This is a genomic window from Methylobacterium sp. AC832, assembly GCF_979256025.1.
The window spans coordinates 1,394,823-1,411,083 of sequence record NZ_CEEDMV010000001.1; the positions used below are offsets into that span (position 1 = coordinate 1,394,823).

The window sequence follows — 16,261 nt, forward strand, 5'->3', positions numbered from 1 at the left end:
TACCAGCGGGATCACGGAGCCATCCCTTGTCGCCTGATCACACGGCCGGTGCGGCCCGGAACGATCGGCGCCGGGGGACGGGAAGGCCGGTGCCGTGCGCCAACGAGATGTTGGTGAAGAACTGGCGCGCGCTCTCGCTCCAGGTATAGCGCAGGGCTTCCGCGCGACAGCGTTCACGAGGAATCGACAGGGCGGCAAGCGCGGCCTCGCGCAGGTCGGGCCCGAGAATTCCGGCGCCGGTGCCACCGATGACGTCGAGTGGTCCGGTCACCGGGTAGGCCGCCACCGGTACGCCACAGGCCAGGGCTTCGAGCAGCACGATGCCGAACGTGTCGGTCAGGCTCGGAAACACGAAGACGTCCGCCGCCGCATAGATCCGGGCGAGCGCCGCCCCGGTGAGGGTGCCGAGGAAGCACGCCTGCGGATACAGGCCGGCGAGACGCGCCCTGTCCGGTCCGTCTCCCACCACAACCTTCGTGCCCGGCAGGTCGAGATCGAGGAAGGCCGCGACGTTCTTCTCCACCGCCAGCCGGCCGACGAAAAGAAAGAACGGTCCGGGCAACCCGACCAGGGTATCCGGCAGGACGTCATCCGGCCCAACGGGGCGAAAGAGGTCGGTATCGACTCCCCGCGTCCAGCGCATCAGGTTACCGAACCCACGGGAGGCGAGGTCACGCTCGAGGGATGGGGTCGATACCATCGTACCGCTCGCTGCGCCGTGGAAACGCCGCAGCCAGGCGTAGCTCCAACTCTCCGGAACGGGCGCGCGGGCGGCGAGATATTCGGGAAAGCGCGTGTGGTAGCTCGTGGTGAACGGGCGGCCATGCGAGAGGCAATAGCGGCGTGTCGCGTAGCCGACGGTCCCCTCGGTCGCCACATGAACATGGGTCGGCGCAAGATCGGCCCAGAGGCGTGCGACCTTGCCCTTCGTGGCATAGGAAAGCCGTATCTCGGGATATCCCGGAAGCGGCACCGAAGCGAAATCCTGATGGGTCAGGAACACCGTCTCGAACCCGAGCTCGCGGCCGGCGCTGGCCATGTTCTCGAGCGAACGGACCACCCCGTTGACCTGCGGGTGCCAAGCATCGGTGGCGATCAGCAGCCTCACGCGACCGCCCTTGCCGGATTCGAGAGGACCGCGCCTCGTTCCGCCTCTTCGGCGGCAGCGCGTGCCCGCAGCACGCTCGGGTAATGCAGCACCTCCATGGTGCCATCGTAATGCTCGACGATGGCGGTGCAGGATTCCACCCAATCCCCGGTGTTCAGATAGGTCAGCCCGGCGATCTGGCGGTGAGCGGCATGGTGGATATGTCCGCAGATGACGCCGTCGGCGCCCACGCGCTTCGCCTCCGCGCTCAAAAGCTCCTCGAACTTTCCGATGAAATTGACGGCGTTCTTCACCTTCAGCTTCGCCCAGGCCGAGAGTGACCAGTAGGCGAGGCCGAGGCGGCGCCGGATCGTGTTCAGATGCGTGTTGATGAAGAGCGCGAACGTGTAGGCTCCGTCGCCCAGGAAGGCGATCCATTTGGCATGCCGAACGACCATGTCGAACTGGTCGCCGTGGATGACGAGGTAGCGCTTGCCGTCTGCCGCAACGTGGATCCGGTCGTCCACCACCTCGATCCCACCGAACGTCATGCCGAGATAATCTCTCAGGAATTCGTCGTGGTTGCCGGGGATGTAGATCAACGTCGAGCCCTTGCGCACTTTGCGCAACAGCTTCTGCACCACGTCGTTGTGGCTCTGCGGCCAGAACCAGCCCGATTTGAGCTGCCAGCCGTCGACGATATCGCCGACGAGGTAGATCTCATCGGCGTCGTAATCCCGCAGGAATTCCAGCAGTAACCCTGCCTGACAGCCCTTCGTGCCCAGATGCATATCGGACAGGAAGAGCGTCCTCACGCGGATCGTCTTCTCTGTATCTTCGCCCACGACCCACTCCGAATGGCTTCGGTGCGTTGAGCCAAACCGGATTCCCGTATCAGTTTGATGACGCGACCTCTGCTCGCTTCGCAGCGGACCCCTTTCAAGCAAGGCGCAGAGATGCTGCGTTGCTCCACAAATTTTTTGAGTGGCGACGAAGTTTTTTGCATTTTCCTTCGACCGCGAACCTCGGCATAGTCAGGTCCAAGGTGACCCACCGGATCGCGCTGGAAAGCGTGTGTCCGGAGCCCGCACGAGGCAAAATCAAGGTCGCCGACGAGGTGAGAAACGACGTCCACGGCCATGGGAGTGTGCGAACACCGCGCGCCCCGGCCAACGGAGAGAGGCTTGATTCAGTCGAAGGCGGTTGCGTCGAGCATTCCGGATCTCGCGGGCATCGAAGATGCCTCGGGGCTGGCCTCACGCCACCCGTCGATTGACGCGGACCATGCCATCGCATCCGGCCGGAAAAACGTGAGCCGGGCGTTCGGCAACGTTGTCGTATCCTCATCCAAAGCTTAGGAACCGCACTGGCGTCGACCCAAGCCGGATCGCGACCTTAGACCACCGTATTCGAACCCAGCGTCGTGCGCTGCGTGCACGCGAACCAAAGAAGAACCGGAGACACAACATGGCGGCAACGAGACGACCGGGTCGGAATCATCTGTTCGTTCCGGGCCCGACGAACATTCCTGACCGCGTTCAGCGGGCGATGATCGTCCCCTCGGAAGATCACCGTTCGGTCGATTTCCCGACGCTGACCAAGCCCCTGTTCGAAGAGACCAAGGCGGTCTTCGGCTCCACCGAAGGCACCATCTTCCTGTTCCCCGCGTCCGGCACCGGCATCTGGGAATCCGCGCTGACGAACACGCTGCACCGTGGCGACAAGGTTCTGACCTCGCGCTTCGGCCAGTTCAGCCACCTCTGGATCGACATGGCCCAGCGCCTCGGCCTGAACGTGATCGTTCAGGAAGAAGAGTGGGGCACGGGTGCGAACCCGCAGCGGATCGAGGAGGCGCTGCGCGCCGACACGAACCACGAGATCAAGGCCGTCATGACGGTCCATAACGAGACCGCCACCGGCGTCACCAGCGACATCGGTGCCGTGCGTAAGGCGATCGACGCGGCCGGCCACCCGGCACTTCTCTTCGTCGATGGCGTGTCCTCGATCGGCTCGCTGCCGTTCTACGCCGACGAGTGGAAGGTCGATTGCGCCATCGCGGGCTCGCAGAAGGGCCTGATGCTCCCCGCCGGCCTCGGCGTGATCTGCGTCAGCCAGAAGGCTTTGAAGGCTGCCGAGTCGTCGTCGGGTCCGAACGATCGCCTCGCGCATGTCTACTTCGACTGGGCCGACCACCAGAAGCAGAACGGCGCCGGCTACTTCCCCTACACCCCCGCTTTGCCGCTTCTCTACGGCCTGCGCGAGGCACTCGCCTGCCTGCGGGAAGAAGGTCTCGAGAACGTCTACCACCGCCATGCCGTGCTCGCCGAGGCGACCCGTCAGGCCGTGGCGGCCTGGGGTCTCAAGACCTGCGCCAAGGAAGCCAAGTGGAACTCCGACACGGTGACCGCGATCCTCGTTCCCGAAGGCGTCGATGCCGCCGCGATCATCAAGCACGCCTTCGTGCGCTACAACCTCGCCCTCGGCGCTGGTCTGAGCCAGGTGGCCGGCAAGGTGTTCCGTATCGGCCACGTGGGTGACCTGAACGAGCTCTCGCTCCTCGGCGCCATCGCGGGCGCGGAAATGGCCATGCTCGACAACGGCGTGAAGGTGCAGCCGGGCTCCGGCGTCGCCGCTGCCTCCAGCTACCTGCGCGAAAACCCGCTCGCGAAGTCCTGATCACCGTGATTTCCCGGGGCCGGCCTCTCGCCGGCCTCGGGGCATCGTCTATAGAAGTGTGTATCGCGTAACGTCGCGCTTGGCGCGGAACGTCGCTTGAGGGTTCCAATGGCGCACAAAATCGTCTTCCTCGACCGTGAATCCCTCGATGCCAAGGTGCGCGAATTCAATTTCCCGCATGAATATACCGAATACGAGTCGACCTGGACGCCGGAAGAGATCGTCGAGCGCCTGAAGGGTGCCGAGATCGCACTGATCAACAAGGTGCCCATGCGCGCCGACACGTTGAAGCAGCTGCCCGATCTCAAGCTCATCGCTGTCGCCGCCACCGGCACCGACGTCGTCGACAAGAAGGCCGCCAAGGAACTCGGCATCACTGTCGTCAATATCCGTAATTACGCTTTCAACACCGTCCCCGAGCACGTGATCGGCCTGATGTTCGCCCTGCGGCGCGCCATCGTGCCCTATGCGAATTCGGTACGCCGGGGCGATTGGGCGAAGTCCACCCAGTTCTGCTACTTCGATTATCCGATCCACGACATAGCCGGCTCGACGCTGGGCATCGTCGGCTACGGGGCTCTGGGCAAGTCGATCGCCAAGCGCGCGGAAGCGCTCGGCATGAAGGTCATTGCCTACGATGTGTTCCCGCAGGAAGGCCTCGTGGATTTCGAGACGATCCTGACCGAATCCGACGTCATCACCCTGCATGCGCCGCTGACGCCGGAGACCCGGAACATGATCGGCGCCGAGCAGCTGGCCAAGATGAAGAAGCACGCCATCCTGATCAACACGGCGCGTGGCGGCCTCGTCGACGAGGAAGCTCTCGCCGAGGCGCTCAAGGCCGGAACGATCGGTGGCGCCGGATTCGACGTGGTGATGACCGAGCCGCCCAAGAACGGCAACATCCTGTGCGAGCTCGACCTGCCGAACCTCATCGTCACGCCGCACGTGGCCTGGGCGAGCAAGGAAGCGATGCAGATCCTGGCCGACCAGCTCGTGGATAATGTCGAGGCCTATGTTGCGGGCAAACCGCAGAACGTGGTCGAAGGCTGAACGCGACGACGAGTCGGCTCCCCGGAGCCGTAATCATTCGGGGGTCGCAAGGCGATACCCCGGACACCATGAATGCGGACGCCGATCGAGTCCGCACCGAGGGCGAGCCGGAATTACGGTCTCGCCGGCGGCGCCCCACGACGATGGGGACGGTCCATCGCGCGATATGACGAGACGCGCCAATGACAACGATACGTCAGCCGCGCAGCGACGCGGGCAGAGGAAACGACATGACCAAGAAGCTGCTGTTCCAATTCGATACCGATACCGTTCCGAGCGTGTTCGACGTGGTCGTCGGCTACGATGGTGGCGCCGATCGCATCACCGGTTACGGCAACGTGACGCCCGACAATGTCGGCGCCTTGGTGGACGGGACCATCTACACCCGCGGCGGTTCCGAGAAGAAGTCCACGGCGATCTTCGTGGGCGGCGGCAGCATGGCGGCTGGCGAGGCCGTGTTCGAGGCGGTGAAGAAGCGCTTCTTCGGCCCCTTCCGCGTTTCGATCATGCTCGATTCGAACGGCTCGAACACCACGGCCGCCGCAGGCGTCGCTCTGGTTCAGAAGGCTGCCGGCTCGCTTCAGGGGAAGAAGGCCGTCGTTCTGGCCGGCACCGGTCCGGTGGGCATGCGCTCGGCCGCACTCCTCGCTCAGGAAGGCGCCACCGTGGTTCTGTGCGGTCGCTCTCTCGATAAGGCTCAGGCTGCCGCCGATTCCATCAACAAGCGCTTCAAGGTCCAGATCAGCGCCGCCGCCACGCCGGACGCCGCGTCTCGCGCCGCCATCGTCAAGGGCCAGAACCTGGTCTTCTCCGCCGGCGCCATCGGCCTCGAGCTTCTGGCCGAAGCCGATTGGAAGGACGAGGCCAGCATCGAGTTCATTGCCGATTACAACGCCCAGCCGCCCCTCGGCTTCGGCGGTATCGACGCCATGGACAAGGGCAAGGAGCGCCATGGCAAGAAGGTGTTCGGCGCCCTTGGCATCGGCGGCCTAAAGCTGAAGCTGCACCGCGCCTGCGTCGGCCAGCTCTTCGACAGCGCCGAGAAGGTCTTCGACGCTGAGGAGATCTACGCCCTCGCCAAGACGATGGCCTAACCGATGACCGAGAAGACGTCGCCTGCCAACGAAACCATCCAGAGCTTTCTCGACGGGCTCGCAAGCTCTGCCCCGACCCCGGGAGGCGGTGGAGCCGCCGCCATCTCCGGTGCCATGGGTGCCGCACTTCTCAGCATGGTGTGCAACCTCACCATCGGGAAGAAGAAATACGTCGAGGTCGAAGGCGAGCTGAAGGAGATCCTCGGCAAGTCGGAAGCGCTCCGGGCCGAACTCACCGGCATGATCGCCGATGACGTGGAGGCTTTCGATGCCGTGATGGGTGCCTACGGCTTGCCCAAGGGCACCGATGAGGAGAAAGCGGCTCGCGCCGCCAAGATCCAGGAGGCCCTCAAGGTCGCCACCGACGTGCCGCTCGCCTGCTGCCGCGCCTGCCGCGAGGTCATCGACCTAGCCGAGGCCGTGGCTGAGAAAGGCAATCTCAACGTCATCTCCGATGCTGGGGTCGCGGTTCTCTCCGCTCATGCCGGCCTGCGCAGCGCCGCGCTCAACGTCTATGTCAACGCCAAGGGTCTGGACGATCGCGGATTTGCCGACGAGCGCCTGAAGCAACTCGAAGAACTGCTCGGGCCGGCAGGACCACTGAACGAAAAGATCTACGAGGTCGTAAAGGCCAAGGTGAACTAAGATCGACGACAGGCCGGCGAGAACAAACTCAGCCGGCCTTTTTGTCTACAAAATACATTCCAGCCGCCATTAAAGGCGGAGTGAAAGAGAATGTAAAAAAATATTACAGCAGAAGCTCTTTCCGTGAAGTGAAATTTACGAGAGTGTCTGTCCCAGGGAAAAACGCCGAGGAGAACGCACATGGACGTGCATGAGTATCAAGCCAAGGAGCTGCTCGCCGGATTCGGCGTTGCGGTTCCGAAGGGCGCGGTGGCCTTCAGCCCCGACCAGGCAGTCTACGCCGCCACCGAACTCGGCGGCTCGTTCTGGGCGGTGAAGGCACAGATCCATGCCGGTGCGCGCGGCAAGGCCGGCGGCATCAAGTTGTGCCGGACCTACAACGAGGTCCGCGACGCGGCCAAGGATCTCCTCGGCAAGCGCCTCGTGACGCTCCAGACCGGCCCCGAGGGTAAGCCGGTTCAGCGCGTCTACATTGAGACCGCCGATCCGTTCGAGCGCGAACTTTATCTCGGTTACGTCCTCGACCGTAAGGCCGAGCGCGTCCGCGTCATCGCCTCGCAGCGCGGCGGCATGGATATCGAAGAGATCGCCGCCAACGAGCCCGAAGCCCTGATCCAGGTCGTGGTCGAGCCGGCCGTCGGTCTGCAGCAGTTCCAGGCCCGCGAGATCGCGTTCCAGCTCGGCCTGAACATCAAGCAGGTCTCGGCGGCCGTGAAGACGATCATGAACGCCTACCGGGCGTTCCGCGATTGCGACGGCACCATGCTGGAGATCAACCCTCTCGTCGTCACCAAGGACGACCGCGTCCTGGCGCTCGACGCCAAGATGTCCTTCGACGACAACGCCATGTTCCGTCGCCGCAACATTGCCGACATGCACGATCCCTCGCAGGGCGATCCGCGTGAGGCCCAGGCCGCCGAGCACAACCTCAGCTATATCGGCCTCGAGGGCGAAATCGGCTGCATCGTCAACGGCGCCGGCCTCGCCATGGCGACCATGGACATGATCAAGCATGCGGGCGGCGAGCCCGCCAACTTCCTCGATGTCGGCGGCGGCGCCAGCCCCGACCGCGTGGCCACCGCCTTCCGCCTCGTTCTCTCGGACCGCAACGTCAAGGCGATCCTGGTGAACATCTTCGCCGGCATCAACCGCTGCGACTGGGTCGCCCAGGGCGTGATCCAGGCGGCGAAGGAAGTGAAGATCGACGTGCCGCTCATCGTCCGGCTCGCCGGCACGAATGTCGAGGCGGGCAAGAAGATCCTGGCCGAGAGCGGCCTCGACCTCATCACCGCCGACAGCCTGTCGGACGCCGCCACCAAGGCCGTCGCCGCCTGCGACGCCGCCAAGCGCAGCCACTGAGACGAGGGGAGGATACGTCATGAGCATTCTGATCGACGAGAAGACCCCGATCATCGTCCAGGGCATCACCGGCGATAAGGGTACGTTCCACGCCAAGGAGATGTTGGATTACGGTTCCAACGTCGTCGGTGGCGTCACCCCCGGAAAGGGCGGCAAGACCCATCTCGGCGTGCCGGTGTTCAACACCGTCAAGGAGGCCGTGGAGGCCACTGGAGCCACGACCTCGATCACCTTCGTCGCTCCGCCCTTCGCGGCCGATGCGATCATGGAAGGGGCCGATGCCGGCCTCGCGCTGATCTGCTCGATCACCGACGGCATCCCGGCGCAGGACATGATGCGGGTGAAGCGGTATCTGCGCCGCTACCCCAAGGACAAGCGCACCATGGTGGTGGGCCCGAACTGCGCCGGCATCATCTCGCCGGGCAAGTCGATGCTCGGCATCATGCCCGGCCACATCTACCTCAAGGGCAATGTCGGCGTGATCTCGCGCTCCGGCACCCTCGGCTACGAGGCCGCCGCTCAGATGAAGGAGCGGGGCATCGGCATCACGACCTCGGTGGGTATCGGCGGTGACCCGATCAACGGCTCGTCCTTCCTCGACCATCTCGCCCTGTTCGAGCAGGACCCCGAGACCAAGGCCGTGCTGATGATCGGCGAGATCGGCGGTCCGCAGGAGGCCGAGGCCTCGGCCTGGATCAAGGAGAACATGACGAAGCCCGTCATCGGCTTCGTCGCCGGCCTCACCGCCCCGAAGGGTCGCCGCATGGGCCATGCCGGCGCGATCATCTCCGCCACCGGCGACAGCGCTGCCGAAAAGGCCGAGATCATGCGCACCTACGGCCTGACCGTCGCCCCGAGCCCCGGCGATTTCGGTTCGACGGTCGAACAGGTGATGCGCAAGATCGCGGCGTGAGCCGACGAACCCTCCCCTGAGCGGGGGAGGGTGGTCACTGAGCGAGCGGAAGTGAGGGGCAGCGCCGCCACTTCCGGTAAAGCGTTGCTCGCCTCGCCCAACCCGCCAGACCACCCCCTTGATCGCTCCGGCGCTGCGTTCCATGCTGCCGAAGCGGCTGCTCTTCACCGTTGCCCGCACGATGTCGGCGGCCATCGGCTCAACTCTGTTCGAGGTGGCCATCCGATGACCGATACTCTCCACGCCCCGGTCGGATCGCTCGACCACCCCTTCGCGCCGCCGGTCATCACCGGCACCTCGTCGAAGGAAGCGCTCGACATACTCTTCCACGCCCTGCTCGAAGTCGCCCGCCGCCACGAGCCGGAACTCGAAGCCGTCCTCCTCGGCACGGCCAACATCTCGGATTTCTCGCCGGAGCTTCTTGCCCGCGCGCTTCAGGTCCAGGGCATCTGGTTCCAACTCCTCTCCATCGCCGAGCAGAATGCCGCCATGCGCCGGCGTCGTCATGTGGAGCGCAGCAAGGGGCGGGCGGAACTCTCCGGCAGCTTCAGCGCGGTCCTGGCGGATGCGGTCAAGAACGGCATCAAGGCGCCCGAGATCCACGCCCTTCTGAAGGACCTGCGCATTCGGCCGACCATCACGGCGCACCCCACCGAGGGAAAGCGTGTGACAGTGCTGGAGAAGTTCCGCCGCATCTATCTCGTCCTGCGCGAGCTCGAACTGCCGCGCTGGACCGAGCGTGAGCGCAACGGCCTGATGAACGAGCTTCGGGACCAGATCGAGCTCGTCTGGATGACCGGCGAACTCCATTTGGAGAAGGCCACCGTCGAGCGCGAGGTGGCCTGGGGCCTGCACTTCTTCGATGAGACCCTGTTCGAGATGCTGCCGGAAGTCCTCTACTCGCTGGAGGAATCCCTGGCCGAATATTACCCGGACGAGAAGTTCGAGGTGCCGGCCTTCTTCCAGTTCGGCTCGTGGATCGGCGGCGACCGCGACGGCAACCCCTACGTCACCTCGTCGGTGACGCGCGCCACACTTCAACGCAATGCGCTCGCCTCCCTTCGGCGCTATCGCGATGGCGTCACCGCACTCGGCCGCACGCTCTCCCTCACCGAGCGCTCGCTCCCCGTGCCGGCATCGTTCAAGTCGGAACTGGCCCAGTTGCTCACCGAAAGCGGCGACGGGCGCGCCATCGCCAGCCGCAATCCCGGCGAGGCCTATCGCCAGTTCCTCACCTGCATCCTGCGCAAGATCGAGGCGACGATCGCGCGCAACAAAGGCTTACGCTCGACCGGCCCGGACTATCCCAGCGCCGATGGGCTCATCAACGACCTGCGCCACCTCGAGGCCGGGCTCGCCGACGCCAATTGCCCGTCGCTGGCCACAGACCTCGTGCGCCCGGTGCGCCGCATGGTGGAAATCTTCCGATTCTCCACGGTGCGCCTCGACCTGCGCGAGAACACCACGCGCACCACGAAGACCCTGCACGCGCTCTGGCACCAGGCCAACGGCCAGAACAAGACGCCGCCCGCCCTCGATTCGGCGGAGTGGAAGAACTGGCTGCTGGCCGAACTGGCGAGGCCTATGCACGGCGAGCGCTCGTTCGAGAGCCTGCCCGACGACGCCCGCGAGACGCTGGAGACTTTCGCCCTCGTCGGCGAGATGCGCGAGCAGCTCGACCGCGAGGCCTTCGGCTCCTTCATCCTGTCGATGACCCGTTCGGTCCCCGACATCCTCGGTGCGTATCTCCTCGCCAAGGAAGCCGGCAACTTCCTCGATGCCACCGGCACCGAAATCTGCTGCCTGCCGATCGTGCCGCTGTTCGAGACCATCGACGATCTCCGCGCCGCGCCCGCGATCATGAAAGAGCTGTTCTCGATCCCGGTGGTCCGCCGCTCCACCCGCTGGCAGGGCGGCGTGCAAGAGGTGATGATCGGCTACTCGGATTCGAACAAGGATGGCGGCTTCGTCGCCTCGAATTGGGAGCTCTACAAGGCGCAGGACAAGCTGACCCAACTCGGGAAGTCGTCCGGCGTGCCGATCGCTTTCTTCCACGGCCGCGGCGGTTCCGTGAGCCGAGGCGGTGCGCCGACGGCGCGAGCCATCGCGGCCCAGCCGCCGGGCTCGATCAACGGGCGTTTCCGCACCACGGAACAGGGCGAAGTCGTCTCGTTCAAATACGCCAACCGGGGCACGGCGGCCTACCAGATGGAGCTTCTCGCGTCGTCGGTGTTCGACCACGCGCTGAAATCCGAGCGGGAAGCCATCAAGGTCCCGCGCAACGAGTTCGACGACTCGCTGGAAGCCCTGTCCGGCGCGTCGCGCGCGGCCTATGTCAACCTGATCCAGCATCCCGACCTCGTGACCTATTTCCAGGCCGCGAGCCCGCTGGACGAGATCGCGCTCCTCAACATCGGCTCACGCCCCGCGCGGCGGTTCGGCGCCCGGTCCCTGGCGGACCTGCGCGCGATCCCATGGGTCTTCGCATGGTCGCAGAACAGGCACGTCATCACCGGGTGGTACGGTGTCGGGTCCGGCCTGAAGAGCTTCCTCGACGTGCGTGGCGCGCAGGGCGAGGAACAGCTGAAGCGGCTTTTCGCCGAATCGAAGCCGTTCCGCCTCATCCTCGACGAGGTCGAGAAGACGCTGCTGATGGTCGATCTCGAGATCGCCCGCGACTATGCCGGTCTCGTAGCCGACGAGAAGGCTCGCGCCAGCATCTTCCCGCTGATCCAGGCCGAGTATGAGTTGACCCGCGAGATGGCGCTTCGCGTCAGCGGCGGCACCGAACTCGCGGAACGCTTTCCCCTGTTCCGCGATCGCCTCAACGGCCGCCTGCCCACGATCAACCAGGTCAGCCGCGAACAGGTGGAGCTGCTTCGCCGCTTCCGCGCGGAAGAGGATGAGGACAAGCGCGAGGCGGTGAAATCTGCCCTGCTGCTCTCGATCAACTGCATCGCCGTCGGCTTCGGTGCGACGGGCTGACGGTTTTGTAAGGATACCGAGGGCCGGGCACGGCCCTGGGACAGGCGCGAAAGCGTATCCCGACCGGTATGGTGGACCGCGTTTTGCGGTCTCTCACCAACGACCAGAACACGAACCCAAAGGAAGGATTCCCCAATGAGCTTTACCCTGATCCAGCAGGCCACCCCGCGCCTGCACCGCTCGGAACTTGCCGTTCCCGGCTCCAACCCGACCTTCATGGAGAAGTCCGCTTCCTCCAAGGCCGACGTGATCTTCCTCGACCTCGAAGACGCCGTCGCCCCCGATGACAAGGAGCAGGCCCGCAAGAACATCATCCAGGCGCTCAACGACCTGGATTGGGGCACCAAGACCATGATGATCCGCATCAACGGTCTCGACACCCACTACATGTACCGCGACGTGGTCGACATCGTCGAAGCCTGTCCGCGCCTCGACATGATCCTGATCCCCAAGGTCGGCGTGCCGGCCGACGTCTACGCCATCGACGTGCTGACGACCCAGATCGAGCAGGCCAAGAAGCGCGAGAAGAAGATCGGCTTCGAGGTGCTGATCGAGACCGCTCTGGGCATGGCCAACGTAGAGGCAATCGCCACGTCGTCGAAGCGCCTGGAAGCCATGTCTTTCGGTGTCGCCGACTACGCCGCCTCGACCCGCGCCCGCTCCACCGTCATCGGCGGCGTCAACAAGGACTTCTCGGTGCTCACCGACAAGGACGAGGCCGGCAACCGCGAGACCCATTGGCAGGATCCCTGGCTGTTCGCCCAGAACCGCATGCTGATCGCCTGCCGCGCCTACGGCCTGCGTCCGATCGACGGCCCGTTCGGCGACTTCTCCGATCCGGATGGCTACACCTCCGCTGCGCGCCGCTGCGCCGCTCTCGGCTTCGAAGGCAAGTGGGCGATCCACCCCTCGCAGATCGATCTCGCCAACGAAGTGTTCACCCCCTCGGAAGCCGAAGTCACCAAGGCCCGCCGCATCCTCGAAGCCATGGAAGAGGCCGCCAAGGCCGGCAAAGGCGCCGTGTCGCTGGACGGCCGCCTCATCGACATCGCCTCGATCCGCATGGCCGAGGCACTGATCGAGAAGGCCAACGCGATGTCGGCCAGCTGATCGGGTCGCTTCGTAGACATCGCTAAGCAGGACGGCCGCTTCCGAAAGGGGCGGCCGTCCTCGCTTTAGGCCTGAAATGTCCTATCGTCCGCAGCGTATCGCCGGGAGAACAGGCGCCGGGGCTACGTCTTCCCCCTAGGGCAGGACAGCCAAACGGCTCCGATCTCGTCGATCGACAGGGAGAAACCACCATGCATGTGACCATCGAAGACGCTCACAAGGCCATCGAGGCCGCCCGCGCCAAGGCTGTCGAGCTGGATACCCAGATGTGTATCGCGGTCGTCGATTCCGGCGGCAACCTGAAGGCGTTCTACCGCATGGACGGGGCCTGGGTGGGCTCCATCGACATCGCTCAGAAGAAGGCCAAGACCTCGGTTTTTTTCGGCATGATGACCGGTCAGATCGGCCAGTTGTCACAGCCCGGCGGCCCGCTCTTCGGCATCGAGCATTCCAATGACGGCCTGATCACCTTCCCCGGCGGCATCCCGATCGTCGACAAGGACGGCGAGATGTCCGGCGCCATCGGCGTCAGCGGTTCGAGCGTCGAAAACGACCACGCGGTGGCTCTGGCCGGCGCCAGCGCCGTCGGCGCGACCGAGCTGCCCGCCCACCCCTGGCGGACCTGAACCGGCGAAACCGACGACGCGCATCGGGTGCAGCGCACGCGATGAATACCGTCGGTTAAGCATGCGCGCCCTATCACGGTCGCATCACCCCGAGCCGTGACAGGAGCGCCGATGACCCGGGACCAACTCGCCGCCGAACTGAAGCGCATGGCCAATGCGCAGGTCGCCGACATCGAGCGTGCGGTCAAGGACGGCCACCGGACCATCGCCCTCAACGAACTGGCGGATCTGAACCGCCAGTTGAAGGCCTTGGCCGCAGCCGTGAAGGCCCGGCCCGTCGTACGGGCCTGACACGATGGCGTCGGACGCGAGACCGCTTCAGTAGCGCGGATCGCGTCCACGTCCCTCCAAGGGCGGCTCTTCGGACAGTCGCTCCTCGCCGGCGAGACCCTCCGCAGGGGGCTCGCCGCCGACGTAACCACGCTGATCCGGACGAGCCTCGTCGGCAAACGGAACTTCCCGAGGTGGAATCGGAGGCCGCCGGTAAGGCCTCGGCTCACCGTATCCACCCTCCGGCTCGCGCTCGGATCTGAAGCGGTCCGGATGCTCCTCGCAGATCGTCACCCGCTTGATGATTTCCTCTCCCTCCGGCGTGATCCGGCGTCGGATGACGGTCCGGCACGGCTCCGAGAGGCGGGACGGTTCGCGTCCGGGGCGGAAATCCTCGACCGGGGGAGGGGGTCGGCGCCCTCCCGGGAATTCGCGCGGCGCTCCATAGGGCTCCGGGAAATCGGCGGCGAGCGCAGGGATGCCACAGAGCGCCAGGGCTAGGAGGCCGCTGAAGATAGGCGGCCTACGGCGCGTAGCGACGGACAGGAACGGGTTTGCAGCCACGGAACGTCTCCGGAGAGATGACCGCCCCCGCCATGGGTATGCGGCACAGGATCATCCTGCAGCCGAACCGCTGAACCAGAGCAGACGCCACCACTCGGAAAGTATTCATCTGGACGCGTGCCGCGATGGCGCCAACGACCGGCTTACCTCGACGCTCAATTTTCGCCGTCGGCAGCCTTCTGCTTCTCCACCTCGGGCGCGACCTGCCCGAAGTTGAGGACGGCGACCAGGGCGGTCCCGCCGAACACGTTGCCGAGAAGAGTCGGAATGAAGAAGCGCGAGACGTAATCGCCCATCGAGGCATGGCCGCTGAAGACGAGATAGAACGTGTCGACGGATCCGGCCACGATATGGGCGAGGCCGCACATCGACACGAGCCAGGTCATCAGGATGACGATGAACGGCGCCGCCGAGCCGGTGGCAGGCAGCATCCACACCATCAGGGCGATGAGCCAGCCCGCGAACACAGCTTTGATCAGAGTCGTCCAGAACGCCGACTCGATCGTATGGTGGCTGATCGCGGCGAAGGCGGTGTGGATCTCGGATGCGAACGCATCCGAATAGGCTAGGACCGCGGCGATGGCAGCGGTGGCGACCATGTTGCCGGCCAGAACGATGCCCCACAGGCGCAGGACGCGCATGAGGGTGGCGACGCTCCGGTCATGAAGCAGAGGCAGAATCGGCGTCAGCGTGTTTTCGGTGAAGAGTTGCTGGCGGCCGAGGACGACGATGAGGAAACCGGTCGCGTATCCCAAGCTGGTGATGAGTCCGGCCCATTGAGCCTCCGGGAGATGAGCCTTCAGCACGCCGGGGACGATGAGCGAGAAGCCCATGGTCAATCCCGCGGCGAAAGCCGAGAGGAACAGCGCCCCGCCCGTGCGCCGAAGCTCCTCGTCACCCTCCCGGCGGATCACCTCGTGTAGGATGAAGGCGTCGGGCCGCAGGCCTTCCGCTACGGATTCCTCCCGCTCGACCGCCTCATCCCGCGTGGAGCCTTCGTCTCGCTGCCCCATTCGAGGGACCTCCTGAAAACGGGCTCTATTCCCGCCTTCGACAAGGAAGCCATGGACTCAGGCGACGGTTCCGTCCTTGAGCCGGGCGACGAGGGAATGGACATCTGCCTTCGCCCTCGCCACCGCTTCGGCATCTTTTCCGCGCACTACGATGCGATTGGCGAATCCCTGCTGCGTCATCGACGGATAGGAGCCGATGGATACGCCGTCATGGACCTTGGCGATCTCGGCCAGGGCCGAAGCGTAATTGCCTTCGGGCAGGTTGCCGGCCTCGATCGTCTCCGACAGCACGCGCGCGCCGGTCTCGAGGGTAGGGCCGATCTCGTCGAGCATGGCCTGCATGATCGCCGGCACGCCGGCCATGACGAACACGTTGCCGATGCGAAAGCCCGGCGCCTTCGAAATCGGGTTGGCGATGAGATCGGCACCCGCCGGAATGCGCGCCATGCGTAGCCGGGCCTCGTTGAGATCTTCCGGCTTGTGGCGCTCCAGCAGCATTGCCTTCGCCCGTGGATCGACATCGATGGTCACGCCGAAGGCGGCGGCCACGCAATCGGCGGTGATGTCGTCATGGGTCGGGCCGATCCCGCCGGTGGTGAAGAGGTAGGTGTAGCGGGTCCGAAGGGCATTGACCGCGTCGACGATCTCTTCCGCCTCGTCCGGGACGATACGGACCTGCCGCAGGTCGATGCCAATGGCCGTACAATAATCGGCAATGGTGCCGATATTCCGGTCTTTGGTGCGGCCGGACAGGATCTCGTCGCCGATCACCAGAATGGCGGCAGTGATGGTAGGGGAAGTGGGGGAAGTCATCGTGGTCCGTGGCGAGCGCGAGGCGGTGATACCCCTGACCTAGCGCGACGATG

16 protein-coding genes are annotated in these 16,261 nt (G+C 64.9%); 11 read left to right on the forward strand and 5 right to left on the reverse strand.

Going from position 1 to position 16,261, the window contains the following annotated elements:
• Window positions 1–37 precede the first annotated feature (37 nt).
• Both AC0IXR_RS06490 and AC0IXR_RS06495 read right to left on the reverse strand, forming a co-directional pair.
• Window positions 38–1,108, reverse strand: coding sequence for a glycosyltransferase family 4 protein (locus AC0IXR_RS06490; RefSeq protein WP_471760105.1), 1,071 nt, complete (start codon window positions 1,106–1,108; stop codon window positions 38–40).
• Window positions 1,105–1,932: a UDP-2,3-diacylglucosamine diphosphatase gene (locus AC0IXR_RS06495; RefSeq protein WP_056430064.1), complete on the reverse strand. Its 828-nt coding sequence runs from the start codon at window positions 1,930–1,932 to the stop codon at window positions 1,105–1,107. The genes AC0IXR_RS06490 and AC0IXR_RS06495 overlap by 4 nt, the downstream gene beginning before the upstream one ends.
• 339 nt (window positions 1,933–2,271) lie before the next feature.
• Between AC0IXR_RS06495 and AC0IXR_RS06500 the strand changes: the two genes are divergently transcribed.
• From AC0IXR_RS06500 to AC0IXR_RS06550, 11 genes are all read left to right on the forward strand, one after another.
• Complete coding sequence (locus tag AC0IXR_RS06500) at window positions 2,272–2,445, forward strand: hypothetical protein (RefSeq protein ID WP_156467843.1); 174 nt, start codon at window positions 2,272–2,274, stop codon at window positions 2,443–2,445.
• 109 nt (window positions 2,446–2,554) lie between these two features.
• Window positions 2,555–3,763 (forward strand): aminotransferase class V-fold PLP-dependent enzyme, encoded by a 1,209-nt coding sequence (locus AC0IXR_RS06505; protein WP_056430067.1) that lies wholly within the window; start codon window positions 2,555–2,557, stop codon window positions 3,761–3,763.
• 108 nt (window positions 3,764–3,871) lie between these two features.
• A complete protein-coding gene (locus tag AC0IXR_RS06510) occupies window positions 3,872–4,816 on the forward strand; it encodes a D-2-hydroxyacid dehydrogenase (protein ID WP_056430070.1) in 945 nt (314 codons plus the stop codon).
• A gap of 230 nt (window positions 4,817–5,046) precedes the next feature.
• Window positions 5,047–5,910 (forward strand): NADP-dependent methylenetetrahydromethanopterin/methylenetetrahydrofolate dehydrogenase, encoded by an 864-nt coding sequence (locus AC0IXR_RS06515; protein WP_056430072.1) that lies wholly within the window; start codon window positions 5,047–5,049, stop codon window positions 5,908–5,910.
• A gap of 3 nt (window positions 5,911–5,913) precedes the next feature.
• The gene (gene fchA / locus AC0IXR_RS06520) at window positions 5,914–6,555 is read left to right on the forward strand and encodes a methenyltetrahydrofolate cyclohydrolase (RefSeq protein WP_471760107.1); all 642 of its coding nucleotides are present in this window, start codon (window positions 5,914–5,916) and stop codon (window positions 6,553–6,555) included.
• A 180-nt stretch (window positions 6,556–6,735) separates the two neighbouring features.
• On the forward strand, window positions 6,736–7,914 hold the full coding sequence (locus AC0IXR_RS06525; protein WP_056430078.1) for a malate--CoA ligase subunit beta: 1,179 nt from the start codon (window positions 6,736–6,738) through the stop codon (window positions 7,912–7,914).
• A gap of 19 nt (window positions 7,915–7,933) precedes the next feature.
• A complete protein-coding gene (gene sucD / locus AC0IXR_RS06530) occupies window positions 7,934–8,827 on the forward strand; it encodes a succinate--CoA ligase subunit alpha (protein WP_471760108.1) in 894 nt (297 codons plus the stop codon).
• A gap of 225 nt (window positions 8,828–9,052) precedes the next feature.
• Complete coding sequence (locus AC0IXR_RS06535; protein WP_056430083.1) at window positions 9,053–11,812, forward strand: phosphoenolpyruvate carboxylase; 2,760 nt, start codon at window positions 9,053–9,055, stop codon at window positions 11,810–11,812.
• Between the two features lie 135 nt (window positions 11,813–11,947).
• Window positions 11,948–12,922 (forward strand): HpcH/HpaI aldolase/citrate lyase family protein, encoded by a 975-nt coding sequence (locus tag AC0IXR_RS06540; protein WP_018042403.1) that lies wholly within the window; start codon window positions 11,948–11,950, stop codon window positions 12,920–12,922.
• 191 nt (window positions 12,923–13,113) lie between these two features.
• A complete protein-coding gene (locus tag AC0IXR_RS06545) occupies window positions 13,114–13,548 on the forward strand; it encodes a GlcG/HbpS family heme-binding protein (protein WP_471760109.1) in 435 nt (144 codons plus the stop codon).
• Window positions 13,549–13,659: 111 nt separating this feature from the next.
• Entirely contained in the window at window positions 13,660–13,839 is a 180-nt protein-coding gene (locus AC0IXR_RS06550; protein ID WP_056430086.1) for a hypothetical protein, read from the forward strand.
• Between the two features lie 27 nt (window positions 13,840–13,866).
• On the opposite strand, the gene AC0IXR_RS06555 is transcribed toward AC0IXR_RS06550, so the two are convergent.
• The 3 genes from AC0IXR_RS06555 to AC0IXR_RS06565 form a co-directional block, all read right to left on the reverse strand.
• Window positions 13,867–14,382, reverse strand: a complete 516-nt coding sequence (locus AC0IXR_RS06555; RefSeq protein ID WP_471760110.1) for a hypothetical protein — start codon at window positions 14,380–14,382, stop codon at window positions 13,867–13,869.
• A gap of 155 nt (window positions 14,383–14,537) precedes the next feature.
• The gene (locus AC0IXR_RS06560) at window positions 14,538–15,395 is read right to left on the reverse strand and encodes a formate/nitrite transporter family protein (RefSeq protein WP_471760111.1); all 858 of its coding nucleotides are present in this window, start codon (window positions 15,393–15,395) and stop codon (window positions 14,538–14,540) included.
• 57 nt (window positions 15,396–15,452) lie between these two features.
• Window positions 15,453–16,208 carry a competence/damage-inducible protein A gene (locus tag AC0IXR_RS06565; RefSeq protein WP_471760112.1) on the reverse strand — a complete coding sequence of 252 codons (756 nt, stop codon included), beginning with the start codon at window positions 16,206–16,208 and terminating at the stop codon, window positions 15,453–15,455.
• Window positions 16,209–16,261: the final 53 nt, after the last annotated feature.

What these genes read in the sequence shown, in the direction of transcription:
- AC0IXR_RS06505 (WP_056430067.1), top strand. Translation starts at nt 2,555, where the DNA reads ATGGCGGCAACGAGACGACCGGGTCGGAATCATCTGTTCGTTCCGGGC.
- AC0IXR_RS06510 (WP_056430070.1), top strand. Translation starts at nt 3,872, where the DNA reads ATGGCGCACAAAATCGTCTTCCTCGACCGTGAATCCCTCGATGCCAAG.
- AC0IXR_RS06515 (WP_056430072.1), top strand. Translation starts at nt 5,047, where the DNA reads ATGACCAAGAAGCTGCTGTTCCAATTCGATACCGATACCGTTCCGAGC.
- fchA (WP_471760107.1), top strand. Translation starts at nt 5,914, where the DNA reads ATGACCGAGAAGACGTCGCCTGCCAACGAAACCATCCAGAGCTTTCTC.
- AC0IXR_RS06525 (WP_056430078.1), top strand. Translation starts at nt 6,736, where the DNA reads ATGGACGTGCATGAGTATCAAGCCAAGGAGCTGCTCGCCGGATTCGGC.
- sucD (WP_471760108.1), top strand. Translation starts at nt 7,934, where the DNA reads ATGAGCATTCTGATCGACGAGAAGACCCCGATCATCGTCCAGGGCATC.
- AC0IXR_RS06535 (WP_056430083.1), top strand. Translation starts at nt 9,053, where the DNA reads ATGACCGATACTCTCCACGCCCCGGTCGGATCGCTCGACCACCCCTTC.
- AC0IXR_RS06540 (WP_018042403.1), top strand. Translation starts at nt 11,948, where the DNA reads ATGAGCTTTACCCTGATCCAGCAGGCCACCCCGCGCCTGCACCGCTCG.
- AC0IXR_RS06545 (WP_471760109.1), top strand. Translation starts at nt 13,114, where the DNA reads ATGCATGTGACCATCGAAGACGCTCACAAGGCCATCGAGGCCGCCCGC.
- AC0IXR_RS06550 (WP_056430086.1), top strand. Translation starts at nt 13,660, where the DNA reads ATGACCCGGGACCAACTCGCCGCCGAACTGAAGCGCATGGCCAATGCG.
- AC0IXR_RS06560 (WP_471760111.1), bottom strand. Translation starts at nt 15,395, where the DNA reads ATGGGGCAGCGAGACGAAGGCTCCACGCGGGATGAGGCGGTCGAGCGG.
- AC0IXR_RS06565 (WP_471760112.1), bottom strand. Translation starts at nt 16,208, where the DNA reads ATGACTTCCCCCACTTCCCCTACCATCACTGCCGCCATTCTGGTGATC.